The following is a 24,174-nucleotide window of genomic DNA, read 5'->3' as shown; positions in this document are numbered from 1 at the left end:
ACCCCAGGCGTGGCCCGACGAGCGGGTGCGTCAACGAGGAGGACCCCGAGTCCGGCCGTGTCTGGGTGGCCGGCTACGTGGTGCGCGAGCCCGCCCGGGTGGCGAGCAACTGGCGCGCCACCACGTCCCTGGAGGACTACCTGCGCCGGCAGGGCGTGGTCGGGATCGCCGTGCGCGGCACCAGGGCGCTCACCCGCCACCTGCGCGAGCGCGGCGCCATGCGGGCCGGGGTGTTCTCCGGCGACGCGCTCGCGCCCGTCGCCGAACTGGTCGCGCGGGTACAGCGCCCGCCGGGAGAGTCGGGACCGTGGCTCACAAGCCTCCGCAGACCGGTGGACGACCCCGCCGCCACCGCGTCCTACGACCACTGGTGCGAAGCCGGTCTGCTCACCATCGTCTCCGGCTCCAAGTCGTCTCTCCCGCCACCGCGTTCTACGGCCAATGGTGCGAAGCCGGTCTGCTCGCCATGGTCTCCGGCTTCAAGTCGTCTCTCCCGCCATCGCCTGATCGGCTTCGCCTGGCAACCCTCCACCCGCGGCGCGCCGACCAGCCGCGGGTGGAAGGTGCCGTCCTTGGGATGGATGTATGGCTGGCGTGCCCCCGAATTCCACACACCCGAACGGTTACGGCGAGTTAGGTCTTCAAGGCAAGGTACGCAGCCGCTCTCTGGGAGCACCATGAACTATCCTGCCGTGACCCTTAGATTTATTACGCCGCGAAAGGCGGAGCTTTCCGTCCTGGATATTCGAGCGTCTCGGGAACGGCGGTATCACGCCACGTGTGGGGCTCAGTGGAGTAAGCGGACGGCGTCGGCGATGACCGCTCCGTCGGCGGCGTTGCTCCCTTATATCGTGGTCAGCCCCGCGATATCGTGGTCAGCCCCGCGGTCATCCGGAACGTGCCGAGCGACACCCAGGAGCCCGCCGCGCGGTTCCGGCGTCCGGGCTGGCGCTGATCGACCTGGCTTGATCGGCTCGCGGAACTGCTCGATCATTGCCCCGTAGCCGTTGCCGCCGGCCCATCGGCTACGGCACCGGTCGGTCAGGCCTTGACGAACCTCGGAAGTTCGCACTCGCTCGGGCTGGGCTCGCTGTGCCGAATGGTAGGGGGACAAAGGTCTGGGACATTGTCGTCGCCATCTCCGGCGATCCAGGACGTCCCTTGACGGGAAGCGGACATCGAGCGAAACCTCTTTAATCGGAGAGATTCTTGATGAGTATTCGCAGCTCAGCGAGTAGACCTCTGTATACATCTTAAGAGGTCTATAGATTTCTCTCGAAGAGAACGGAGGTTATGTTGTCGCGGTGGCAGTTGATGACCTTGGAGCAGAACTTCCGCCGGTTGATCGCAGCGGGCCCGATCTCGTTTATATGGTGATGGCCGACTTCATCGCCGGGCAGATCGAGCATGGTCGCCGAGCGCCGGCCTCCCGCCTTCCCTCCGAATTGGATATGGCGAACATGTGGGGGGTCGCTCGCATGACCGTTCGCCGCGCCATCCAGGAGTTGGCCGAAGAGCGTGGTCTCGTGCAGACCATCCACGGCAAGGGAACTTTTGTGACGTCACCATCCCGCTGGGGTAACCAGAAGTCGAACGGCTGATCTCCGGCACTGCTCTCGGTGCCCGTGACGGGCCAGCGTCCCGTGATGTTTCAGGAAACTCGAGCCGCTCTTACTATTCTCGCATTTCTCAGAGCCGGAGCGGCTCTTCTTCGAATTCCTGGCGTACGCGAGTTCCGGCCTTGAAGAATTACGAGGTCGTAGCCACTCCCCGAGAGCAGCATGAACTATCCGTGGCGACCCATGGATTCATTACGTCACGGGACGCGGTGGCGGTGTCACTCCATGTGTGGGGTGGCGCTCATGCGCGGGTGGGTCTCTCTCTTCCGGCTCGGAGGTGAGAAGCTGATCGGCGTATGGCACCGCGTCGCGTGAGGAAACTGCGGATCGTGGCAACATCAAGAACGGTGATCGTCATCAGTCGGCGGAGCCCGTTATGCGGTTAACGGGGATCGACCTCAACCTTCTCGTCGCGCTGGACGCGCTGCTGACCGAGTGCAACGTCACTCGGGCCGCCGAGCGGTCCTCTGTCGGGCAGCCGGCGATGAGTGCCTCGCTGGCTAGGCTGCGCAAACATTTCGATGATCCGCTGCTGGTGCGGGAGGGGCGGCGTCTGAAACGGACGCCGCTGGCCGAGACGCTGGTCGGGCCGGTGCGGAGAGCGCTGGTCGCCACCGAGGCGGTGCTGCTCCGCTCGCCTGCGTTCGATCCGCGGAAGGACAACGCGGCATTCACCATCATGGCGGCGGATTACGTGACGATGGTGCTGCTGCGTCCGCTGCTGGAGTCGATTGCGGCGGAGGCGCCGAACGTACGGATCTGTGTGCGTCCGGTGGAGGCTGATTTCGCCGACCAGCTGCGCCATCGGGCGGTCGACATGGTCATCATCCCGACCGAACTCGCCGGGCGGAGGGTTCCCTTTCCGCATGAGCCGCTGTTCACCGATCGCTACGTGCTGGTGGTCGATGAGAACCACCCTGACGTGGGCGACAGGGTGACGCTTGAGCAGCTCACTTCGCTCAGGTACGTCGCCTTCAGCGGAGGAACCGTCTCACCGATCAGCGACACCGAGCTGGAGTCGCTGGGGGTGCATCTTCCGGTTGAGCTGACCACGGAGAGTTTCGTGGTGGCGCTGCTCCTGCTCGGCGGAACCGGGCTGGCGACCATCGCGCTCGAACGCCTCGCTCGCGAGCTGGCGGGCACGGCGCAGCTGCGGATCGTGGAGTGTCCGCTGGCGCTGCGGACCATTCACGAAGCCATGTACTGGAATCCGCGCCGCGACGACGATCTCGCGCATCAGTGGCTCCGCCGCCGGATCACCGATTTGGCCCGGACTATGTGAAAGTTCCGAGCAGGGTCCTGGCGTTCTCCTCGCCAACCTGCCGTACGAACCCGGCGTCGCGATGCGACAGCAGGGTGACGGGGTCGTCGCTGCCCATGGGGAACGGCCAGTCGCTGCCGAGGACCATGCGGTCGGCGCCGAACACGCGCACCGCGAGATCGACGACGTCGGGATCGTGGGCCAGGCAGTCGATGTAGAAGCTACGGATCGCCTGCCGCAGCGGCGTCGCGAGCGCGGGCACGTCCGGCCGGTTGGTGTCCACGCCTCGCTGCCAGCGTCCAAGCACGGCCGGCACGCAGCCGCCGCAATGCACAAGCAGGAAGCGCAGCCCGGGGTGGCGGGTGGTCACCTCGCCGAAGAGCAGCTGCGCCACGGCCACGGCGGTCTCGTACGGGTTGCCCAGCAGGTTGGCCAGGTAGAACTCGCCCAGCCGCGCGTCGGGACTGCTGCCAGGGTGCAGCATGACCGGCCGGCCGTCGGCTGACAGTCGTTGCCACAGTGGCTCCAGCGACGGATCGGCGAGGCTGGTCGAGCGCCCGCCGGCGGAGGCGGCGAACCCCGCCCAGCCGTCCTGGGTCAGCAGGTGATCGAGCTCGGCCAGGGCGAGTTTCGGATGCTCCAGCGGGAGGTAGGCCATCGGCAGCAGTCGCGGCCGACCCGCCACAGCCCGGCGCATGCCGTCGTTCAGCGCGCGCACCCAGCGTCCGGCCTCGGTCACGAGCAAGTGCTGGCGGAAGAACGGCGGCGGCGGGGAGACCGCGGCGGCGTCCAGGGAGCGCTCGTCGAGCCACGCCTCCAGCGCCTCGGGCTGGTTCAACCGCGGCGGGCCGCCGTGCGAGCCGTCCACAGCCAGGCGCCCGTGGTCAGCGGAGACGCCGGGCAGTTCCGCGATCTCGGCTTCGCCCAGTTCGGGTGCCAGGTGGGTGTGCAGATCGATACCGGCCATCGGCGGTTCGGCCTCCTTCAGGTGAGGGGGTAGCGGGCCACCCGGTTATGCGGTTCTCCGAGCCCGTTGGGTCAGGAGGAAGCGGGCCACCCGGTTATGCAGTTCTCCGAGCTCGTTAGGTAGGGCCAGCCGGTTGCGCAGTTCTCTGAGCGTTAGGTGAGGGGGTAGCGGGCCACCCGGTTACGCAGTTCGCCGAGCCCGTTAGGTGGGGATGAAGCGGGCCACCCGGTTACGCAGCTCTCCGAGCTCGTTAGGTAGGGCCAGCCGGTTGCGCAGTTCTCTGAACGTTAGGTGAGGGGGTAGCGGGCCACCCGATTGCGCAGTTCGCCGAGCCCTTCGACGCGGGTGACGAGCAGGTCGCCTTCGGTGAGGAAGATCTGTGGCTCGCGGGCGTTGCCGATGCCGCTGGGCGTGCCGGTCAGCAGGACGTCCCCGGCGCGTAAGGTCATCCCCCGGCTCAGCTCGGCGATGAGACAGGCGAAGGAGAACGCGGTCTGCCGGGTGCTCGCCTGCTGCAGCCGCTGGCCGTTGAGATCGAGGGTGATCGTCAGGTCGTGGGGATCCGGCACTTCGTCGGCCGTGGTGAGCCAGGGGCCCAGGGGCATCGTGCGGTCGATGCTCTTGCCCTTGAGCCACTGGCCGCCGTGCGCCCGCTGCAGGTCACGCTGGGAGACGTCGTTGGCGACCAGGTATCCGGCCACGTGATCGAGCGCCCGCTCCTCCGGGATGGACCTGCCGTCCCGGCCGATGACCAGCGCCACCTCCGCCTCGTAGTCCCATTTGGCCGAGAGGCCGGGGTCCCAGGCGATGTCGTCGCGCGGGCCGATCACGGTGTCGGGCCCTTTGGTGAAGAAGGTCGGGTGCGTGGGCCGTTCCTCGGGGTCCTGGCCCTCGCGTTTGCCCTTGGACTCGTCGAAGTGATCCCAGTAGTTCCAGCCGGTGCACAGCACGTCGCGGTTGAACCGGCGCAGCGGCGCGAGCAGGTCGAGACTCTCGACCGGATGCCGCGACGCGCCCCGCGCCGCCGCCCGCACCGCTTCTCGGGCTTCGGCGCCGCCGCGTACGACGTCGTCGGGCGAAGGCGCCGCGGCGGCAAGCACCAGTACGTCCTCGCCAGCCACGAGGCCGGTCCGGAGCTCGCCCTCGAAACAGATGGCGGCGAGCCTCATGCCGGGATCACCGCGATCACATTGATCTCGATACCAGCAACGAGACCGGGGCGAACCTCGCCCTCCAAGCGGAAGGCAGCGAGCCTCATGCCGGGATCACCGCGATCACATTGATCTCGATACCAGCAACGAGACCGGGGCGAACCTCGCCCTCGAAGCGGAAGGTGGCGAGCCTCATGCCGGGATCACTTCGATCACGTTGATCTCGATACCGGCCACGAGGCCGGGGCGAACCTCGCCCTCGAAACAGATGGCGGCGAGGTTCATTCCTGGATCACCGCGATCGCGTTGATTTCGATGAGGTAGTCCTTGTTGACGAACTTGCTCACCTCGACGAGCGTCGAGGCAGGGGCCACTGCGGTGAAGTACTGGCGGCGGACCTCGTGGATTGCGGCGAAGTCCTCCATGTTGCGCACGTAGACGTCCACCCGGGCGATGTCGTCGAGCGTGCCGCCGGCCGCCTCCACGGCGGCCTTGAGGTTCTGGCAGACCTGGTGGGTCTGGGCTGTGATGTCCCCGATGCCGGTGACGCCGCCGTCCTTGTTGCGGGCGGTCATTCCGGAGATGAAGACGAGGCGGCCGCGGGCCTCGGTGGCGTGGGAGAAGTGGCCGTTTGGTGTCGCCAGTTCGGCGGCGCGGATCTCTCGCGTGGGCATGAGTGGTTCCTGTTCGTGATGCTCAGCGGGCGTCGTCCGCGCTGGCGTACCAGTCGGGCTGGGTCGGGTAGTGCGGGCCGTCGTAGATCTCGAGCAGGACGGTGTCCTCATCGGCGTGGGTGGGGCCGTGCATGCTGCCCTTGGGGTTCCAGTAGAAGGAGCCCGGAATGAGGGTCAGGCCGGTCGGGACGTACGTGTAGCGGCCTTGGAGGCAGTACATGAACTGGTTGGAGGCGTGGGAGTGCCGGGATGGGATGCCCGAGCCCTTCGTGAAGCGGACGAGGGCGATCGACGCGCCGGTCTCGTCGTTGCGCCAGAGCATCTTGTGGGACAGGCCCGCGAGGGTCTTGTCGATCCATTCGAGGTCGCCGACGTGCAGGAGGATTTCCCTGAAGCGACCCAGAGCCACACCGTCGAGGGTGTCGATTTCCTGCTCGCGCGAGCGGTCCGGAGCCTCCCCGCTGTAGGCCGCGGGTTCGGAGAGGTTGTTCTCCCACTCCTCCGCCGGGATGCCCAGCGGCCTAAGCACGGTTCTCTCCCAGGTATTTGAGCTCGACGAGGCGGCAGCGGTAGCGAGTCTCCCCGCGGTTGGTAAGCATGTGGATCTCTCCGGGCTCGCGGTAGACGACGCCGCCGACCGGCTCGTGCACCAGGCGCGGCTCTCCCCCGTGGATGGAGTCGATGCGGTTGTCGGCCGCCTCAAGGGCGATCACCAGGTAGGGGTTGAGGTGGTGGTGCCACGGCTGGGATCGGCCTGGCTCCAGCTCGATCTCCCAGACTCGTACCTGGTCGTTCTCGAAAACGATCTCCTGGCCGACGGGGCCGAGTTCAATGTCGGTCACTGCTGCGTCTCCTCGAATCGGGCTGGTGCGCGTCCGCAGATGCGCTGGTAGATGGCTGCGGCGGGATCCTCGTCCGCGAGAGGGTCGAAGGGCACGATCGCGGCGATGTGCGCGTCGGGCCGGAGCAGGACGAGGGTGTCGGCCGCCACGCCGAACCGGCGGCGGACCCGGCCGGCGGGGTCGAACAGGGCCCGGTCCCGCAGCCCGGAGTCGTGCGGCGCGTCCCAGCGGGAGACCGCGAAGCGCCGCAGCGCGGGACCTTCCTGAGCGGGCACGCGCGGGCGGCGGCGGGTGTCGGTGAAATAGAGCGCGACAAAGGAGTCCGCGGCCAGGTCGTGCAGGTAGACCTGCCCTTCGGGCCCGAAGAGCGGCAGGTCGGGGGCGCGGTCGCCGGTGCGCACCGGGGACGGGGCCGAGCCGGTCTTGACCATCGACCAGTCTCCGGTGCCGTCGACGTCGAGGCGTACTCCGAGCAGGCCGCGGGTGAAGGCGTTGCCCCAGTTGCCGTCGGTCATCGCCTCGACGGCCTCGCCCTGGCGGTTCATATACGAGCGGGCCGCCTCGGCCATCTGGCCCGAGCCCTTGATCGCGACCGGCACCTGCTCGATTTCGTACCCGTTGAGCAGCGACTCCGAGGCCCAGCCGCGCAGCACCCAGGCCAGCCGCCACGGCAGGTTGGAGGCGTCCAGCACCCCGGTGTTGAGGCCGAGCGCCCACATCGGCGTGATCAGATGCGCGGCGTCGCCCAGGAGGAACACCTGGCCGTCGCGCCACTGCCCGGCCACCCGGTGGTGCACGGTGTAGATGTTGGCGCCGAGCACCTCGATGCCGTCGACCTCTCCGATGAACCGAACGGCCTTGTCGCGCAGTTCCTCGTGCGTCGGCTCGCCGGCGCCCTTCGGAAGGGGGTAGAGGAAGCGCCAGCAGTGGGGCTGGCGTACCAGGATCATCCATTCGGAGGGGTCGGAGAAGTAGGCGAGGTAGGGGTAATCGCGGGGGTTGGCGACATCGAGGTCGGCCTTGAGGTCGACGAGCATGTAGCGCTCGTCGAGCGTGTGCCCGTCCACCGCGATGCCGAGCTGCTCGCGGATCTGCGAGCGGCCGCCGTCACAGGCCAGCAGGTAGCGGGCCTTGACGTGCCGCTCGCCGCCGGGAGTGGCGAAGGTCAGCTCGACATGGTCGTCGTGCTGTTTGAAGGTGGTGAGCCGGTGCGCCATGTGCAGCGGGCCCCGGAAGCTGTCGCGCAGGACCGGCTCCAGGTGGTGCTGGGGGATGTTGATGACGAAGGGAAAACGGGTGTCCTCGGTGAGTTCGCCGGTGCGTACGCTCAGCGTGGGCTCGTTGCTGACCCGGTCGATCTCGCCGATCTCGTCGATGCGCAGGGACGCGCGCAGCACCTCGGGCAGCACGCCGTAGCGGTGCAGCACCTCCAGCGTGCGGGTGAGCACGGTCCCGGCCTTGGTGTCCAGCGACAGCCGTTCGTCTTCCTCGAAGACGGTCACCGGCACGCCGTAGTGGGTCAGCCCGAGCGCGGTGATCAGCCCGATGGGACCGGCGCCCACCACCGCCACGGGAAGGATCTCCCCATTCATGGGATTCACTCCTTCGGGTACGCGCGATCGCGGCTGAGCTGCGATCCGGTCATGCTCGCCGCGTCGGACAGCAGGAAGAGCAGCGGGCCGACGACGTCCTCGGGGTCGCCGATTCCGGTCGTGCGCGCCCAGTGCTCCCGCTCGCCGCCCGACGGATTGGCGGCCTGGAACTGCGGGGTGTTGATGACGCCCGGGGCCAGGATGTTGACCCGGACCCGGTGTTCGGCCACCTCGGCGGCGAGCGATTTCGCGAAGGAGATCAGGGCGCCCTTGCTGGCGGCGTAGGCGGACGCCCCGGCCCGGCCCATGTGGGCCAGGCCCGAGGTGAAGACCACGATCGAACCGGAGCGGCTCTCGATCATCGAGGGCAGCACCGCCTGGCAGGACCAGACGACCCCGTCGAGGTTGACGCCGAGAACCCGGCGCCACTCGGCCGCCGCCATGTCCACCACGCTGGTGCGGGGCTGGATCGCCGCCCCGGCCACCAGCCCGTCGATGCGCCCGTGCCGGATGAGGACGTCGTCGACGGCCGCGAAGACCGCGTCACGGTCGGCGACGTCGACGACAGCCTGCTCCACCCCGGGAGCGCCGGCCACGTGCGCGACGTCGAAGACGACCGCCGTGCCACCGGCGGCGGCGACCCCCCGGGCGAGGGCCGCGCCGATCCCGTTGGCTCCCCCGGTGATCACGACGACCTGTCCGGTCGCGTCGAAGCGGGCTCTCATGTCGTCCCAGGCAGGTCGGGCAGCACGGCGCCGACCTCACCGGCCGTACGGCGCAGCGCGTCCAGGACGCTGGCCTCCACCCGGACCCCAACGGCGGCGGCCGTGCGCCGGTCCGCCTCGATCTGGCCGGGCAGGTACAGGCGGTCCACGCCGGGAGCGGCCGGTGAGCCGGTGACCTCGGCGGCCAGGCACTCCATCCGTTTGGCGAAATCCGCCGGGTCGCCGAACGCCGCCACGTCCAGGGCCATGAAGAAGTGGGCGCAGTTGTTGGGCACGGAGACGTCGGCGTACAGGCCGCGGACGCCCCCGCCGAAACCCCCTCCGGACAGGACTCCGGTGAGGACGTCGATGATCAGCGCGAGGCCGAAGCCCTTGTGGCCGGCCGCGGGCAGGAGCATGCCGGCGAGGGCCGCCACGGGGTCCGTGGTGGGCCGGCCCTGCGCGTCCGAGGCCCAGGTGGGCGGGATCTCGCGCCCTTCCGCGGCGGCCAGGCGGATCTTGCCGAGGGCCGCCTCGGACAGCGCCATGTCGAGCACCAGGGCGGGCCCGTCGGGCATGGGCACGCCGACGGCGAGCGGGTTGTTGCCGACCACGGGGGCCGCGCCGCCGACGGCGGGCATCAGCGGCCGGGTGTTCGCCGCAGCCACCCCGACGCAGCCGTCACGCGCCGCCGCCTCGACGTAGCGGAACGCGCCGCCGAAGTGGAAGGCGTTGCGGACCGCCACCGCTCCGGCGCCGAAGGACTTCGCCTTGGTCACCGCGAGCGCCATCGCCTGATCGCCGGTCAGCTGGCCCAGCGCGTGGCCCGCGTCGAGGACGGCGATCGCACCGGCGTCGACCACGACCGTGGCCTGTTCGGTACGGCTGACGGAGCCGGCCCGCACCCGATCCACGTACATCGGGACGAGCATGGTCCCGTGCGAGGTCACCCCGCGCATGTCCGCCTCGACCAGGGCGTCCGCCACGGCCTGAGCGGCGGTGTCGCTGAAGCCGACGGCGTGGAAGACGGCGGTGACCGCTTCGCGTAGCCAGCCGGTGGGCAGGAGCGCGCTCACTGCATTCCCCCTTGAAGATCCGGATATCAGGTGAAGGCGCGTCCGCCGTTGACGAAGAGGTTCTGGCCGGTGACGAAGTCCGAGCCGTGGCCGATGAGGTAGAGCACCGTGCCCACCAAGTCGCTTTGGGTCATCTCGCGTTTGAAGGCGCGCTCGCTGATGATCGCGGCGCCCATGGCGTCGTCCTGCCTGGCGACGTACGAGGCGTCGTGGGGCACGTAGCACGGCGAGATGGTGTTGACCGCGATGCCGTACCGGCCCAGCTCGTGGGCGAGGGAGCGGGTGAAGCCGATGATCGCCGACTTGGAGGTGACGTAGTGCAGGAACATCGGCACGGCGGTCGGCACCACCATCGAGGAGGTGTTGATGATCTTCCCGTAGCTCTGCTCGCGCATCGTGGGAAAGACCGCCTTGCAGCACAGCCAGGTGCCGAGGACGTTCACCCGGAACGCCTTCTCCCACTCCTCGACCGTGAGCTCGTCGAACGGCGCCTTCCTGACGGTTGTGAAATAGGCGGCGTTGTTGATGAGGCCGTCGATGCGGCCCCACCTCTCGACCACCCGCCTGGCCATCGCCTCGGTCGACTCCGGCGAGGAGATGTCGACGTCGACCGCGAGGGCTTCACCGCCCTTGTCCAGGATCTCGGCGACGGCGTCGGTGGGGTCGGCGATGTCGGCGATGGCCACCCGGTAGCCGGCATCGGCCAGCGCCGTGGAATAGGCGCGGCCGATGCCGTTGGCACCGCCGGTGATGACGACGACTTCGCCATTCGGCTTTCTCAATGAGCTGCTCCAATAGTCGCGGCCGCCACGAGCACGTCGTTGATGGCTCGGGTGGCGATGTCTCCCGCTACGCGCTGGCCCACGCTGGCGGCCGGGCCGAGGGCCATGAACTGGGCTTCCCAGTTCACATCCGTGCCCGCCCCGCTCGCGGTGAAGGCCAGCGCCAACTCGACGTCGAACAGGTTCGGCCCCAGCCGTCCCTGGACCCGCAGCAGGGCGCCGGACTCGTCGGAGCCCTGCTGGATGATCTTGATAGTGATCGGGAGCCGTCCGAAGCCGGTGGCCGGGGTGAACAGGGCGCTGATCGATCCGTCGGGTTTCGCCGCCACGTCCCGCAGCGTGGACACCTGTTCCAACTTCGAGGCGCTGAGGTCGAGCAGGGCGCGCACGCCGGTCTGCGCGGTGAACTGGCCGCTGATCTTCATCGCGTCACCCGTACCTTCGAGCGGTCCTGACCGTTGACGACCCGCAGCACCCGCTCGGGCGGGTTGTTCGCGAACCCGCCTTCGAGCATGATGTCGTCGGGCTCCGCGCCCAGGACGGAGGCGGCGACGAGGCGGATCTCGCGGGCCAGCTTCCTGGTGGCGTTGATGATCGCGCCGATGCCGGTCACCGCGAACTGGGACGCGTACGACCCGGAGAAGCCCGTCTGCGCCGACAGGGACGAATCGGCGCCCCGGTGGACCACGACATCGTCGTAGCCCACCCCGAGCATGTCGGAGACGACCTGAGCGACCGTGGTCTCGTGCCCCTGGCCGAACGCGACCCCGCCCGTGACCGCGAAGATGGTGCCGTCCGCGCCCATCCGGACCAGACCGCCCTCGGTGTTGCCGCCGAACGGCAGGTGCTCGTAGATGATGCGCGCCTGGCCGAAGTTGTTGGTGCCGGAGTCGAGGGTCGAGCCGATGCCGATGCCGATGCGCTTGCCGGTGCCCCTGACCTCGGCCTGCAACTGGCGGGCCTGCTGGTAGTCGATGAGGTCCAGCGCCTTGCTCAGCGACAACGGCAGGTTCCCGGAGTCGTAGACGCACCCGTTCACCGTCGTGTACGGGTACTGCTCGGGCTTGATGTAGTTGTGCATGCGGAACTCGACCGGGTCGAAGCCGAGCTCGTGCGCCGCGATGTCCATCATGCGCTCGACCAGCCACAGGTGCTGGACCCGCGAGTAGCCGCGCACGGGCAGGACCGGGCCCTTGTTCGTGTAGACCGTGCGGAACCTGACCTTCAGGTGGCTCAGCTGGTAGCAGGCGTTGGTGACGTGCGACCAGATGACCGCGCCGAGGGGTTCGTATCTGGTGTACGCGCCGATGTCGTCCAGCGCGTCGTAGGAGAGTCCCAGCACGGTGCCGTCGGACTGGACGGCCATCTTGACGTTGCGGAACCACCGCTCGTTGCAGTGCCCGCCGGTGAGGTGGTGTTCGGTACGGGTCTCGGTCCAGCGCATGGGCCGGCCCAGCTTGCGGGAGAGGAGGGCGAGCGCGGTCGCCTGGACGTACATGCCGATCTTCACGCCGAACGAGCCGCCGAAGTCCTTGCTGACGATGCGGATCCGCTCCGCCGAGTGCCGCAGCGCCGCGGCGACCATCAGCGTCGTGACCTGGGGTTGCGCGCAGCCTCCGATGATGGTGAAGGTCTCCACGCCGGCGTCGTACTGGACGGTGATGGCGTTGCACTCCAGCGGCGTCGCGGAGGAGCGGTGGAAGTGCAGCTCGTCGGCCTCGATGACGTGGTCGGCCTGGTCGAGCGCGAAGTCGATGTCGCCGTAGTCGAAGGTCCCGTCCCAGGCGATGTTGTGGCCGATCTGGTCGTGTACGGCGGGGGCGTCGTGCTTGATCGCCTCGCGGGCGTCGGCCACCGCCGTCAGCGGCTCGTACTCCACGAGCACCGCGGCGGCGGCGTCGCGTGCGGCCTCTCTGGTCTCGCCCGCCACGGCGACGACGGCCTCGCCGACGAACCGCACCTTGCCGAGGCTGGTCAGGCAGCGGTCCACCTCGACATCGGCGGGAGGCCCCTGCAGCTCCATGAACCCGTCGGTGAGCGCCTCGGCTTCCTCCGGCAGCAGGCAGCCCAGGTAGCCGTCGACCTGCTCGGCCGCGGAGACGTCGATCGAGGTGATCCGGGCGTGTGCGTATGGAGATCGGACGAAGTTCACATATGCCAGATGCGCGATCGGAGTGTCGTCCCCGAACTCGCCCTGAGCCTTGAGGAGCCGATCGTCCTCCTTGCGCGGCATCGCCTGCCCGGTGAAAGCTTTGGCGGCGCGGGTGTCGGTGAGGGTCACAGGTCGTCTCCCTCACGCGTCGGGACGGCCCCGTGGGGCAGCGGCACGTCCTGGCCCGCGGCGGCGCGGACGGCGCGGACGATGTTCTCGTATCCCGTGCAGCGGCAGATGTTGCCCTTCAGCGCCCGCCGGGTGCTCTGGTCGGTGACCTCTTCGCCGGATTCGAGGAAGTCGGTCGCGGTCATGAGCATCCCGGAGGTGCAGTAGCCGCACTGGAGCGCGTGGTAGCGCTTGAAACACGACTGCAGGTGGTTGAGCGTGCCGTCCTCGGCGGCCAGGCCGGCGGCGGTCTCGACCTCGGTGCTGTCGGCCTGGACGGCCAGGACCATGCAGGACTTCACCAGGTGGCCGTCGCAGCGCACGGTGCAGGCGCCGCAGTTGCCGGTGTCGCAGCCGATCTTCGGGCCGCGCTCGTCCAGGGTGTCGCGGAGCCAGTGCACGAGCAGCTTGCGGGCGGAGACGACCCCGCGCTCTTCCCTGCCGTCGACGATGACCGTGATGGGGTTCGGGTCGGAGGTCACGATCGGCTCCCTTGAGCGAGGATCTCCTCCAGGGCGCGGCGCACCTGGATCTTGCACATCTGCTTGCGGTAGGCGGCCGAGCAGTGGACGTCGTCCACGGTCACGATCCGTGTGTCGTCGAAGGCTTCGAGCGCGGCGAGGGGCAGTGACGCGTCGGCGGTTCGGCCGGTGAGGGTGGTCTCGATGTCGTGGAGGCGTACGGGTGAGTTTTGGACGGCGCCGGCGACCAGGCGCGCCGAGGTGACGATGCCGGCGTCGATGTCGAGGCGGACCGCCGCGCGGGCGACCGCCCACGAGTCCGCGCCGATCTGCAGGTGCCGGTGGGCGATGCGGGCGTTGCCGGGCAGCGGCGGAATCTCGATCGCGATAAGGATCTCGTCGGGGGTGAGGGCGGTGGACATGGTGCCGGTGAAGAAGTCGGCGGCGTCCAGGACTCGCTCTCCGGCCGGTCCGGCGATGCGGAACCGTGCGTCTAGAGCGGCCAGGAGGGGCGGGAAGTTGTTGGTCGGGTCGTTCAGGCAGCAGTTGCCGCCGATGGTGCCCCTGTTGCGTACCTGCCGGTCGACCAGGCCGGCGGCCATGGCGGCGACGGACGGCTGCGCCGACGAAACGATCGGGTCGGCTGCGACCTGGGCGTATGTGGCGGCGGCGCCGATGACCAAGGCGCCGTCCTCGGCTGGTTTGATGATGCGGAGTTCCGGCAGCCGGTGGATGTCCACCAGTGCGGTGGGAGCGGCCAGGTTGAGTTTCAGCACATTGATGAGTGTCTGGCCACCGGCCAGAACGGCCGCGCCGTCGGTGTCGACGAGCATCGACACCGCTTCTTCGAGTGACTGAGGACGTAGGTAGCGAAACGACGGAAGGATCAATGTGAGCCCCTTCCTGGGGGGAGCCACGCCTCGGATGAGCTGGCACCTTGGTGAATTGAGCAAACGCTAACCTTGGAATCGGCTCATCTATAAACGAATGTTGTCGATGCTTTCAATCGATGCCGTCGATGCCTCAGGACAGGAATTCGGTGAGCTCAGCCGCCAGCGCCTTGGGTTGTTCGAGTGGAATCAGATGCCCGGCGCCGGGGATCTCCACGAGCCTCGCCGCCTGGGCTTCGCCGACCATTCGCTGAGCCTGCTCGCGGCCGAGCACCGGGCTTTCGGCGCCGCGGATGAGAACTGTCGGCAGTGCGTTGCGCCGCCAGCTGTCCCAATGGTTCTCGGTGCGGAACTGCCAGTTCGAGAGCAGAACCGGGTCGATCTTCTTCCGTAGTCCTTCAGCGCAACCGGTCGTCGAGAGGTGGGCGTCACGTTCGGCGACCGCGAGGGTCGCGCGCGGGGCCAGCCGCCGGACCACGGCGGAGGCCGCGTCGATGTCGGGGTAGAGGGACGGGATCGGCGGCACGTCGGTGGGCGACAGGTTCGAGGATGGGGCGATGTCGATGACGGCGAGCCTGGTGACGCGGGGGTCCCTCCTGGCTAGCTCCAAGCCGATCAGGCCGCCCCAGGAGAAACCGACCACGCGCACCTCGCCCACGCCGAGCTGATCCATCACCTTGATGATCTGCTCGGCCTGCCGGCGCGAGGAGTAGTCGCCGTCGGGTAGCCAGGAACTCTCGCCGTACCCGAGCAGGTCGACCGACATCCATCCGGCCGTCATCGCGTCGAGGGTCGCGGCGAAGGTCCACGCGGAACCGCCCACGCCGTGCAGGAACAGGGTGTCCACGGGCATCGGCCCGTGCAGCGCATGTGTTCTTCGCCCGTCAATGGTGATGTATCGGTGCATCAACGTCCCATTCGATCTCCAGCTTCTTGAATCCGCGCGCGAAGAAGATGGTGTCGCGCACGGCCGCGCCTGGGACGAGGCGCAGATTCGGCAAACGCTCGAGCAGCCGAGGCAGCACGATCTGCAGTTGCAGGCGGGCGAGAGGGGCGCCGAGGCAGGCGTGAATTCCCTTACCGAAGGCCACGTGGGCCATCACGGAATCGCGGGTTACGTCAAAAGCGCCGGGGTTGTCGAAAACGTTCTCATCGCGGTTCGCCGACGCCCAGTGGACCATCAGGTGCGCGCCAGCCGGGATCCGCACGCCGTTGAGTACGGTGTCTTTGCGGACGGTGCGGAAGAGCCCTTGCGCGGGTGATTCGTAACGCAGGATCTCCTCCACCATCGAAGGAACCAGGGCAGGATCACGCCGGACCGCCTGAAGCTGGTCAGGGTGCGCCAGCAACGTGGTGAGACCGTTGCCGATGCTGCGGGTGACGGTCACATGTCCGGCGATGATGAGGTTGACCACGACGCGCATGGCCTCCTCCAGCGTGATGGGCTCGCCGTCGGGCACCCGGGCATGCAGGAGGCTCGACATGAAGTCGTGGCCCGCCAGGTACGCCCGCGCTTCGAGCGCGTCCATGAAATACCGCTGTATCGTCACGACGTCCTTGGCGCAGCCGATGAGGTCCTCGACGCCGTCGGTCGCCTGCATGATCCGCAACCAGCTGACGCTCCAGTGATGCAGCATGGGCACGTCCTCGCGGGGGACGTTGAGGATGTCGGTGAGGGCGAACATCGGGAGGCTCCAGGCGAGCTTCTCGATGATGTCCGCCCGGCCGTCGTCGGCGAACTCGTCGATCAAGGCGTCGACGGTTTTCCGGATGCGTCCCTCCATCTCGGCTACGCGCCTGGGGGTGAACGCCTTGCCCACCAGCAGGCGGAGCCTCTTGTGCACATCCCCGTCGCTGTCGGTGAGCGTCGGCGTCAGCGCCCAGCCGGCGGCGAGCACGTCGAGCACGGGCTGGGGAAGGGGCCGTACGGAGGCGCGGACCGCGTTCTTGGAGGAGAAGGTCTCGGTGTCGCGCACCACCGTGAGCAGGTCGTCGTACCGGGTGACGATCCACAGATCGTGTGCTTTGTCGTAGAAAACCGGCGCTTCGCTTCTCAGCTGGGCGTAAAGCGGATATGGGTCCGCGAGTTGCTCCGGCGAGAGTGGGTCGAAATGGACTGGGCAGCCGGTCATGACAGACGCCACCTCCAAGTTTCGCGGGGGCGGCGCCTGGCATCACCGCGCCGTGCAGGCAGCATAAATTGCCGAAAATGATATCCAGAAACGATTGATATCAATACGGTTCATCGATAGCGGTGATATTCCGCAGGTCCCCAGGCGGATAAGGGTCGAACGCACCGAGCGAAGGGACCTTCGGCCCTCAACCGGCGGCGGCCGGGGGTGCCAGCCTGGAGGGTATGAGACTCGACGCGGCCGGACTGCGGGTGCTTTCCCGACAGGAGTGCCTGCACCTGCTGTCGCTGACACCGCTGGGGCGAATCGTCTTCACCGATCACGCCCTGCCCGCCGTGCAGCCGGTCAACTACTACCTGGACGGGCAGAACATCGTGATCCGCACCGCGACCGGCTCCAAGCTGGCCGTCGCCACCCGCGACGCGATCGTGGCCTTCGAAGCGGACGACATCGACCTGCGTAGCCGTACGGGCTGGTCGGTCACCGCCGTCGGGAGCGCGCGAGCCGTGACGGACCAGGCCGAGGCCCAGCGCCTCGCCGAGCTGCCGTTGACGCCGTGGGCGCCGGGGCGGATGGACCACTTCATCGTGATCCATACCGAGCAGATCTCCGGGCGCCGCCTGTGGTCGGCCACGGGTCAGGCGACCAAGGTCCTGCACTGAAAGGGTCGTCCGGCTCTGCCGTGCGGGGCCGGTCGGCGGGAGGGTAGCTCGTGCTCCCCCGTCCCAGCGCGAACTGGAGATCTCCATGTCTGAGGAATGCGACGTCCTGCTGCGCAACGGCGACATCGCCCACGTGCGGCCCCTCGCGCCCGGCGATCTCGCCCAGCTGCACGAGCTCGTCGACCGCACCTCCGAGCGCTCGGCCTACCTGCGCTTCTTCACGGGTGGCCGGTCGAGCGCGCACGCGTACATGGATCTCCTCACCCGGGGCACCTACCAGGGCCACGCGCTGATCGCGATCATGCACGGCCGGTTGACGGGGGTCGGCGAATACATCCCAACCACTAAACGTGCTGTCGCCGACATGGCGATCCTGCTCGACGACCGCGTGCAAGGGCAGGGCCTGGGCACGATCCTGCTGGAACATCTCGCCGACCACGCCGCCCGGCACGGCATCCGGGAGCTGGTCGGCGAGGTGCTGGCCGAGAACTCCGCGATGCTTCGCGTGCTCCGCGACATCGGCCTGGAGGTGGACTTCCATTTCGACAACACGACGGTGGACGTACGGATCAAGCTGGATCGCACGCCGGAGCTGCTGGCGAGCATCGAGGCCCGGGAGCACCAGGCCGAGCGGGCCTCGCTGGCGAGGATCCTGGCGCCGGCGTCGGTGGCGGTGATCGGCGCGAGCCGTGACCCCGCCAGGATCGGGCACAAAGTGCTGCGCAACCTGCTGGACGGCGGCTTCCGCGGCGATCTCTACCCGGTGAATCCGAAGGCTGCGGAGGTGGCCGGGGTGCGGGCCTACCCGGCCGTGCCAGGACCGGTCGACCTGGCGGTGATCGCGGTGCCCGCACCGGCCGTGCTGGATGTCGCCAGGGACTGCGCGGCGGCCGGGGTGAACGGGCTGGTGGTCCTCTCGGCGGGGTTCGCCGAGAACAGCGGGCGGGACGCCGAGCGGGAGCTGCTGGCGATCTGCCGGGCGGCGGGCATCCGCCTGATCGGCCCGAACTGCCTCGGCATCGTGAACACCTCGGCGCGGCTGAACGCCAGCTTCCTCCCCCTGGCGCCCGCCACCGGGAGGATCGCGCTGATGTCGCAGTCGGGTGCGGTCGGGGCGACGCTCATGGCCCGGCTGGCCGTCTCCTCCTTCGTCTCGGTCGGCAACAAGGCCGATGTGAGCGGCAACGACCTGCTCGAATTCTGGGAGGACGACGACGCCACCGACGTGATCGCGCTCTACCTCGAATCGTTCGGCAACCCCCGCAAGTTCGCCAGGATCGCCGCCCGCGTCGGACGCCGCAAGCCGGTCCTCCTGGTCAAGAGCGGCCGCTCAGGATCGGGTGACCGGGCGGTGCGCTCGCACACCGCGGCCGCCGCCACGCCCGACATCGCGGTGGACGCGCTCGTCCGCGCCGCCGGCGTGATCCGCGTGGACAGCATCCGCGACCTGATCGACACCGCCCGGCTGATGGCCGCCCAGCCGCTCCCGGAGGGCCGCCGCGTCGCCATCGTCGGCAATTCCGGCGGGCCCGAGGCGATGGCCGCCGACGCCTGCGAACGCAACGGGTTGATCGTCCCCGAACTTCCCGCCTCTCCCGCGCTGGCCGCGCGGGTTCCGGCCACAGCGGCATTGGCCAACCCGATCGATCTCACCGCCGACGCCACGGCGGAGCAGATCGGCCTGGCCATCGAGGGTGCCCTGGCGGAACCGGGGATCGACGCGGTTCTGGTGATCTACACCCCGCCGTTCGGTTCGGGTGTGGACGCCACCAGGAAGGCGATCGCGGAGGCGACCCGGGCCGCGAGCAAGACCGTGGTGGCGTGCGTGATGGGCTACGACGGCATGATCGATGATCGGGTTCCCAGTTATGCCTTTCCTGAGCAGGCCGTACAGGCGCTGGCTAGGGCCGGCGCATATGCGCAGTGGCGGCGCGCGCCCGAGGATCCTCCTGCGGTCACGCCCTGGGCGGACGACCGCTGCGCGCGCGAGATCGTGCGATCCGAACTCGCGATCCGGCCGGACGGCGGCTGGCTCGATCCGGTGACCACAGACCGGCTGCTGCGCTGCTTCGGCGTGGCCACCGTCGAGTCGATCACCGTGGACGGTTCGGAGACCGCCGCCGAGGCGTCCGCCCTGCTCGGCCTGCCCGTCGTGCTCAAGGCGACCGGTCCCGTGCACAAGAGCGACGTCGGCGGCGTACGGACCGGCCTGAACACGCCGGCAGAAGTCCAGCAGGCCTACCGCGACATGGCGGCGCAGGTCGGGCCGACGATGACCGGAGCGGTCGTCCAGCACATGGTCCCCGACGGCGTCGAGATCATCCTCGGTGGCGTGAACTACCCGGCGTTCGGGCCGCTCGTCATGGTCGGCATGGGCGGCGTCACCGCCGACCTGCTCGCCGACCGAAGCTTCCGCGTCCCGCCGCTCACCCCGGCCACCGCCGCCGAGATGATCGCCGATTTGCGCTGCTCCCCCCTCCTGTACGGCTACCGCAACCGCCCCCGGGCCAACACCACGGCGCTGACCGACCAGATCGTCCGCGTCGGCCGCCTCCTGGACGCCCTCCCGGAAGTCGCCGAACTCGACCTCAACCCGGTCATCGTCACCCCGCGCGCCGCCATCACCGTCGACGCCCGAATCCGGCTGGCTCCCGCCGACCCGCCGCCCTCCCCCTTCGCCCGCCGGCTGCGCTGACCAACGGCGTCGCCGCGGGGACCTCCGGCCCTACGCCCGGCACCCCACCCGGCGTGGGATGGAGATGAGAAACAAAGACCACGGAGGTGGACAGATGACCACACTCATCCGCAGGCAGCCGAGAGGACTCTTCCCAGAGATCTTCGACTGGCTCGAAGCACCCCTGGCCGGATTCGGCCCCGCGATCCGCTTCGAGGACTACATCAAGGACGGCAGGTACGTCCTGCTGGCCGAACTCCCCGGCATCGACCCCGACAAGGACCTCGAGATCACCCTCACCGACGGCGTGCTGGCCATCCACGCCGAACGGCACCACGAGGACAAGGACGCCCACCACACCGAGTTCCGGTACGGCGCGCTCACCCGATCCGTCGTCCTGCCCCCGGGCGCGGACCCCAAGGACGTCAAGGCCGTCTACGACAAGGGCCTCCTGGAGATCAGCGTGAAGCTGGACGACGCGAAGAACGCCGGCATCCGCATCCCGGTCGGCAAGCCCCGCACCACCAAGTGACATCACCCGCGGGCCCGCCCGCGGGTGGGCCCGCACCCATCGTTACGGGAGAGAACCATGCGTACCACGGTAGAAGCCGTCATGACCAGGACGGTCGCCCTGGTCACGGCCGACACGCCCTTCAAGGAGATCGCCGAGATCCTCATCGCTCGCGGGGTCAGCGCCGTTCCCGTCGTGGACGGGGAGAACCGCGTCATCGGCATCGTGTCCGAGGCCGACCTGCTCCGCAAGGAGGAGTTCCGGGAGCTCTACTACCGCGAGGGCTACCAGCCGCCGCTGCGCGCCCGGCTGCGGCACCGGCTGAACCGCGAATCCGGCAACCCCGAGGCCAAGGCCCACGGCGACACCGCCGCCGAGCTGATGACCGCCCCCGCGATCACCGTACGGCCGCAGCTGTCGACCGTCGCGGCCGCCCGGCTCATGGAGAAGCACGGGATCAAGCGGCTGCCGGTCGTGGACGAGAGCGACCGCCTGGTGGGCATGGTCAGCCGCCATGACCTGATCAGGGTCTTCGTCCGACCCGACTCGGACATCGCCCACGATGTCCGCCAGGAGGTTCTCGGCCGCTCGCTGTGGGTGGACACCGAGCACGTCCGCGTCAGAGTCGACCAGGGCATCGTCACCCTCCGCGGCAGCATGACCCGCCGGAGCGAGGCCGAGATCGCGGCCCGCATGGTCGGCCGGGTGAACGGCGTGGTCGACGTGATCAACGAGCTGGAGTGGAAGGAAGACGACGCCGCCGACTGGAAGAGCGCTTGAACCCAACAAAGAAGCCGGCCTGACGTCAGGCCGGCTTCTTTGTTGGCTCAGTAGGTCGGCGGGAAGACCGCGTCGTCCCGCGTGCCTATCTCGGAGACGACGTCCACGATCCCGTCGATCTGACGCACCGCCTGGAGGAGCCTGCTGACCTCCGCTGCCGTGGCCTGCCCGCCGATCGTGACCACGCCCTCGCTGATGTCGACGGTCAGCGCCGCCGGGTCAAGACCCGGCACGCCGCGGATGGCCGAGGCGATCTCCTCCTGCAGTTCGCCGACCGGCCGTTCGAAGACGCGCAGCAGGTCGGACTGGTGCAGGGTGCCGCAGACGCGGCCGGTGACCGGGTCGATGACCGGGAGCTGCTTGACGCGGTTCTCGTGCATCAGGCGCGCCGCGGCCCTGACCGAGGTGGCGGGCGTGACGACGATCGCGGGCGAGCTCATCAGCTGGACCGCCGTCACGCCGGCCGCCTTGCGCTGGTCCGCGCGCCGGGCCGGCGTCAGGGCGCCCAGGCTGTGCCGCGGCGGCCCGGCCTCCTTCAGCAGCAGATCGTCCTCCGACACCACGCCCACCGGACGGCGATCCTGGTCGATGACGGTGACGGCGCCGACCTTGAACCGCTGCATGGCGGACACGATCTCGCCGAAACCCGCATCCTGGGCGACGGCGATCGCGACCCGCCCCATCACATGCCTGACCTCCATGGACATCTCCATCTCCTCCTTCGTCCCCTCCATCGCACCGCGTCGGCGGCGTCGCGACCCAGAGCCGAAGGTCCCGCCCCGCCCAGCCCATCGGCCATGCCACGTGGCCGCAGTGCGCATGGTCCCGCCAGGAGTGGACCAACGCCTCTAAGCGCCGGCGCCCGCCACTCGGAGAGTGGAGTAAACGGCGAAACCTGGAGGCGACCATGCAAGCAGCAACCGTCATCGCGTTCGACCAGCCCCTCGTGGTGCGAGAGATGCGCGTTCCCTCGCCGGCGCCCGGCCAGGTCCTGGTCCGCATGGAGGCCAGCGGGCTGTGCCACACCGACATCCACGCCGCCCGCGGCGACTGGCCGGTCAAGCCCCACCTGCCGTTCACCCCCGGGCACGAGGGCGTCGGCATCGTCCAGGAGCTCGGCGACGGCGTCACCGGCCGGGCCGTCGGCGAGCGGGTCGCCATCCCGTGGCTCGGGTCCGCGTGCGGCACCTGCGGGTACTGCGTCAGCGGCCGGGAGACCCTCTGCGAATCGCAACGCAACACCGGCTACAGCATCGACGGCTCCCACGCCCAGTGGGCCGTCGCGGACGCCCGCTACGTGGTCCCGGTGCCGGCGGGCGTCTCGCCGAGCGAGGCCGCGCCCCTCACCTGCGCCGGAGTGACCTCCTACAAGGCGGTCAAGGTCTCCGGGCTGCGGCCCGGCGAGCGCGCGGCGATCTTCGGGATCGGCGGGCTCGGCCATCTGGCCCTGCAGTACGCGGGCATCTTCGGCGCCGAAACGATCGCGGTCGACGTCACCGACGACAAACTCCGGCTGGCCGGTGGCCTGGGCGCGACGCACACGGTCAACGCGGCCCGGACCGACCCGGTCGCGGCGATCAAGGACCTGGGCGGTGCCGACATGGCCGTCGTCCTGGCGGCCAACCCGCACGTGCTGGAGCAGGCCCACGCCAGCCTGCGGCGCGGCGGCCGGCTGGTGCTGGTCTCCCTGCCGAAGGGCAACACGATGGAACTGCCGATATTCCAGACGGTCCTGGGCGGCATCAGCGTGATCGGCTCCATCGTCGGAACCAGGGCCGACCTCGCCGAGGTCTTCCGGCTGCACGCGGCAGGGCGTACCGAGGTCAGGTACGAGACGCGGAAGCTGGAGGAGATCAACGAGGCGATCGAGGACGTGCTGTCAGGCCGCGTCGACGCGCGCGTGGTCTTCGAATTCTGACTCCGGTGGCGTGCCGGACGATTGCCGTCCGGCACGCCGCTTTGTCTTACGTGCTCGCCATCGCGTCGGCGAGGGATTCGCCCCACTCGTGGGCGCGCTGGAGTTCGGTCTCCTCCAGCGGGCCCTTGGTCCCGGTGACGTAGAAGTTCATCGGCGGGGCGGCCAGGCGCAGGTGGTGCCTGCGGAGCGCCTTGTGCGCGCCCTTGGCCGCCGAGCCGGGCAGGTAGGCGGCGCGGATCTTGGTGTCGAAGGCGGCGGCGGCGATGGGGATGGTGACCCGCAGGGCCGACAGCCACTCGCGTATCCCCTCGCCACGGGAGATCAGGTCGCCGTCGGCCTGTTGCTCGGCGGAATCGCGGGTGCTCGCGCGCGACATGCCGAACGCGTGCGTGGGGCCGCCCACGACCAGCAGGGTCACCTCATCGGGGAGCCGTTCCGGCGCGCAGCCGACCTCCAGGATCTCCACGGGCATGCGGGTCGTCAGGCCGCGCGCCACCTCCTCGGCGATCTTCTTGGTGTTGCCGAACATCGATTCGTACACGACGAGCGCGCGCATGGGCGCTCATCTCCTCTCACTGGGTTTGGTCGGCGGGGCGGTGAGGTGCTCGCGGGACGAGCGGTCCGTAGCCGAGCCTGATGATCATTTGTGGGTGGCCGCGGCGGTGCCGGGGATCGCTGCGCCGGCGCATGTCCCGCAGGTCCAGCGGCTGGTTGAGGAAGGAGGCCGACAGCCCGTGCGCCGTCGCGGTGAGCAGCACCCGCTCCAGCGCCTGCCCGGCGCACAGCCAGTCGGTGGGCCGGTCGCCGCGCGTGGTGAGGACGGCGAGCTGCGGTCGCGGCTCGAACGCCGCGATCCGGCCGCGTTCGCCGAAGCACCGCGTCACGGGCGGGTCCCCCGCCGGCATCGGGCCGCGGACGAATCCGGGCAGCGCCCAGCGGGCGAGTTCGGCCCGGTAGTCAGGGTCGGCAGCCAGTTCGTCCTCGGCCATGGCGGCGTATTCGAGCATCTCGGCGACGGCGGGCGGGTCCAAGGGGATCAGGCAGGCGCCTTCGCGGCTGGCCGCGATCCTCAGCTCGGCCAGCACCGCGGGCGGGACCGGCTTCCCGTTGTACGGCTCGCGGTTGGTCCTGCGCGCGGGAATCGCCTCGTACAGGCGG

Annotated in this window: 25 protein-coding genes and 1 pseudogene; 8 read left to right on the top strand and 18 right to left on the bottom strand. The window is 69.1% G+C overall.

Annotated features, from left to right (window positions below; translation table 11 throughout):
* Positions 1-29: 29 nt before the first annotated feature.
* From Amac_RS29100 to Amac_RS29090, 3 genes and pseudogenes are all read left to right on the top strand, one after another.
* Positions 30-305: pseudogene (locus Amac_RS29100) on the top strand (carbamoyl-phosphate synthase domain-containing protein); the annotation flags it as partial.
* Between the two features lie 999 nt (positions 306-1,304).
* Positions 1,305-1,601, top strand: a complete 297-nt coding sequence (locus Amac_RS29095; protein WP_246268776.1) for a GntR family transcriptional regulator — start codon at positions 1,305-1,307, stop codon at positions 1,599-1,601.
* A gap of 394 nt (positions 1,602-1,995) precedes the next feature.
* Complete coding sequence (locus Amac_RS29090) at positions 1,996-2,901, top strand: LysR family transcriptional regulator (RefSeq protein ID WP_155357587.1); 906 nt, start codon at positions 1,996-1,998, stop codon at positions 2,899-2,901.
* On the opposite strand, the gene Amac_RS29085 is transcribed toward Amac_RS29090, so the two are convergent.
* The 15 genes from Amac_RS29085 to Amac_RS29020 form a co-directional block, all read right to left on the bottom strand.
* On the bottom strand, positions 2,894-3,847 hold the full coding sequence (locus Amac_RS29085) for an amidohydrolase family protein (protein ID WP_155357586.1): 954 nt from the start codon (positions 3,845-3,847) through the stop codon (positions 2,894-2,896). The two genes, Amac_RS29090 and Amac_RS29085, sit on opposite strands and share 8 nt — an antisense overlap.
* A 287-nt stretch (positions 3,848-4,134) precedes the next feature.
* Positions 4,135-5,016, bottom strand: coding sequence for a fumarylacetoacetate hydrolase family protein (locus tag Amac_RS29080; RefSeq protein ID WP_155357585.1), 882 nt, complete (start codon positions 5,014-5,016; stop codon positions 4,135-4,137).
* A gap of 263 nt (positions 5,017-5,279) precedes the next feature.
* Positions 5,280-5,672, bottom strand: coding sequence for a RidA family protein (locus tag Amac_RS29075; protein ID WP_155357584.1), 393 nt, complete (start codon positions 5,670-5,672; stop codon positions 5,280-5,282).
* Between the two features lie 22 nt (positions 5,673-5,694).
* Positions 5,695-6,201: a cupin domain-containing protein gene (locus tag Amac_RS29070; protein WP_218041343.1), complete on the bottom strand. Its 507-nt coding sequence runs from the start codon at positions 6,199-6,201 to the stop codon at positions 5,695-5,697.
* Positions 6,194-6,514, bottom strand: a complete 321-nt coding sequence (locus tag Amac_RS29065) for a cupin domain-containing protein (protein ID WP_155357583.1) — start codon at positions 6,512-6,514, stop codon at positions 6,194-6,196. Before Amac_RS29065 ends, Amac_RS29070 begins: the two co-directional genes overlap by 8 nt.
* Complete coding sequence (locus Amac_RS29060; RefSeq protein WP_155357582.1) at positions 6,511-8,106, bottom strand: FAD-dependent monooxygenase; 1,596 nt, start codon at positions 8,104-8,106, stop codon at positions 6,511-6,513. Before Amac_RS29060 ends, Amac_RS29065 begins: the two co-directional genes overlap by 4 nt.
* Positions 8,107-8,111: 5 nt before the next feature.
* Positions 8,112-8,831, bottom strand: a complete 720-nt coding sequence (locus tag Amac_RS29055; protein ID WP_155357581.1) for an SDR family NAD(P)-dependent oxidoreductase — start codon at positions 8,829-8,831, stop codon at positions 8,112-8,114.
* Positions 8,828-9,886 carry an Ldh family oxidoreductase gene (locus tag Amac_RS29050; RefSeq protein WP_218041342.1) on the bottom strand — a complete coding sequence of 353 codons (1,059 nt, stop codon included), beginning with the start codon at positions 9,884-9,886 and terminating at the stop codon, positions 8,828-8,830. The genes Amac_RS29055 and Amac_RS29050 overlap by 4 nt, the downstream gene beginning before the upstream one ends.
* 26 nt (positions 9,887-9,912) lie before the next feature.
* Positions 9,913-10,668 carry an SDR family NAD(P)-dependent oxidoreductase gene (locus Amac_RS29045; RefSeq protein ID WP_170322702.1) on the bottom strand — a complete coding sequence of 252 codons (756 nt, stop codon included), beginning with the start codon at positions 10,666-10,668 and terminating at the stop codon, positions 9,913-9,915.
* Positions 10,665-11,093, bottom strand: a complete 429-nt coding sequence (locus tag Amac_RS53865; RefSeq protein ID WP_170322701.1) for a hypothetical protein — start codon at positions 11,091-11,093, stop codon at positions 10,665-10,667. Before Amac_RS53865 ends, Amac_RS29045 begins: the two co-directional genes overlap by 4 nt.
* On the bottom strand, positions 11,090-12,949 hold the full coding sequence (locus Amac_RS29040) for a xanthine dehydrogenase family protein molybdopterin-binding subunit (RefSeq protein WP_218041341.1): 1,860 nt from the start codon (positions 12,947-12,949) through the stop codon (positions 11,090-11,092). The genes Amac_RS53865 and Amac_RS29040 overlap by 4 nt, the downstream gene beginning before the upstream one ends.
* Entirely contained in the window at positions 12,946-13,470 is a 525-nt protein-coding gene (locus Amac_RS29035; protein WP_170322700.1) for a (2Fe-2S)-binding protein, read from the bottom strand. The genes Amac_RS29040 and Amac_RS29035 overlap by 4 nt, the downstream gene beginning before the upstream one ends.
* Positions 13,467-14,366: an FAD binding domain-containing protein gene (locus Amac_RS29030; RefSeq protein WP_281356351.1), complete on the bottom strand. Its 900-nt coding sequence runs from the start codon at positions 14,364-14,366 to the stop codon at positions 13,467-13,469. Before Amac_RS29030 ends, Amac_RS29035 begins: the two co-directional genes overlap by 4 nt.
* 106 nt (positions 14,367-14,472) lie before the next feature.
* Entirely contained in the window at positions 14,473-15,192 is a 720-nt protein-coding gene (locus Amac_RS29025; RefSeq protein WP_170322698.1) for an alpha/beta fold hydrolase, read from the bottom strand.
* 31 nt (positions 15,193-15,223) lie between these two features.
* Complete coding sequence (locus Amac_RS29020; RefSeq protein WP_155357577.1) at positions 15,224-16,471, bottom strand: cytochrome P450; 1,248 nt, start codon at positions 16,469-16,471, stop codon at positions 15,224-15,226.
* 224 nt (positions 16,472-16,695) lie between these two features.
* Here Amac_RS29020 and Amac_RS29015 point away from each other — a divergent pair, with 224 nt between their 5' ends.
* The 4 genes from Amac_RS29015 to Amac_RS29000 all read left to right on the top strand — a co-directional run bounded on the left by Amac_RS29015 (position 16,696) and on the right by Amac_RS29000 (position 21,098).
* A complete protein-coding gene (locus Amac_RS29015) occupies positions 16,696-17,133 on the top strand; it encodes a pyridoxamine 5'-phosphate oxidase family protein (RefSeq protein WP_155357576.1) in 438 nt (145 codons plus the stop codon).
* 85 nt (positions 17,134-17,218) lie between these two features.
* Entirely contained in the window at positions 17,219-19,828 is a 2,610-nt protein-coding gene (locus Amac_RS29010; RefSeq protein WP_155357575.1) for a bifunctional acetate--CoA ligase family protein/GNAT family N-acetyltransferase, read from the top strand.
* Between the two features lie 94 nt (positions 19,829-19,922).
* Positions 19,923-20,339, top strand: a complete 417-nt coding sequence (locus Amac_RS29005; RefSeq protein WP_155357574.1) for an Hsp20/alpha crystallin family protein — start codon at positions 19,923-19,925, stop codon at positions 20,337-20,339.
* 57 nt (positions 20,340-20,396) lie between these two features.
* Positions 20,397-21,098 carry a CBS domain-containing protein gene (locus Amac_RS29000; RefSeq protein ID WP_155357573.1) on the top strand — a complete coding sequence of 234 codons (702 nt, stop codon included), beginning with the start codon at positions 20,397-20,399 and terminating at the stop codon, positions 21,096-21,098.
* 47 nt (positions 21,099-21,145) lie between these two features.
* Here the strand turns inward: Amac_RS29000 and Amac_RS28995 are convergent, their stop codons facing one another.
* A complete protein-coding gene (locus Amac_RS28995; RefSeq protein ID WP_246268775.1) occupies positions 21,146-21,805 on the bottom strand; it encodes a CBS domain-containing protein in 660 nt (219 codons plus the stop codon).
* Between the two features lie 200 nt (positions 21,806-22,005).
* Between Amac_RS28995 and Amac_RS28990 the strand changes: the two genes are divergently transcribed.
* Positions 22,006-23,016 carry a zinc-dependent alcohol dehydrogenase gene (locus Amac_RS28990; protein ID WP_155357572.1) on the top strand — a complete coding sequence of 337 codons (1,011 nt, stop codon included), beginning with the start codon at positions 22,006-22,008 and terminating at the stop codon, positions 23,014-23,016.
* Between the two features lie 46 nt (positions 23,017-23,062).
* Here Amac_RS28990 and Amac_RS28985 read toward each other — a convergent pair whose 3' ends face one another.
* Positions 23,063-23,572, bottom strand: coding sequence for a flavodoxin family protein (locus Amac_RS28985; protein WP_155357571.1), 510 nt, complete (start codon positions 23,570-23,572; stop codon positions 23,063-23,065).
* Positions 23,573-23,588: 16 nt separating this feature from the next.
* On the bottom strand, positions 23,589-24,174 hold a 586-nt coding region (locus Amac_RS28980), incomplete at its 5' end, for a nitroreductase family protein (RefSeq protein ID WP_174900237.1).

Source organism: Acrocarpospora macrocephala (assembly GCF_009687865.1).
GTDB lineage: Bacteria > Actinomycetota > Actinomycetes > Streptosporangiales > Streptosporangiaceae > Acrocarpospora > Acrocarpospora macrocephala.
This window is presented reverse-complemented; position numbering and strand designations above follow the sequence as displayed.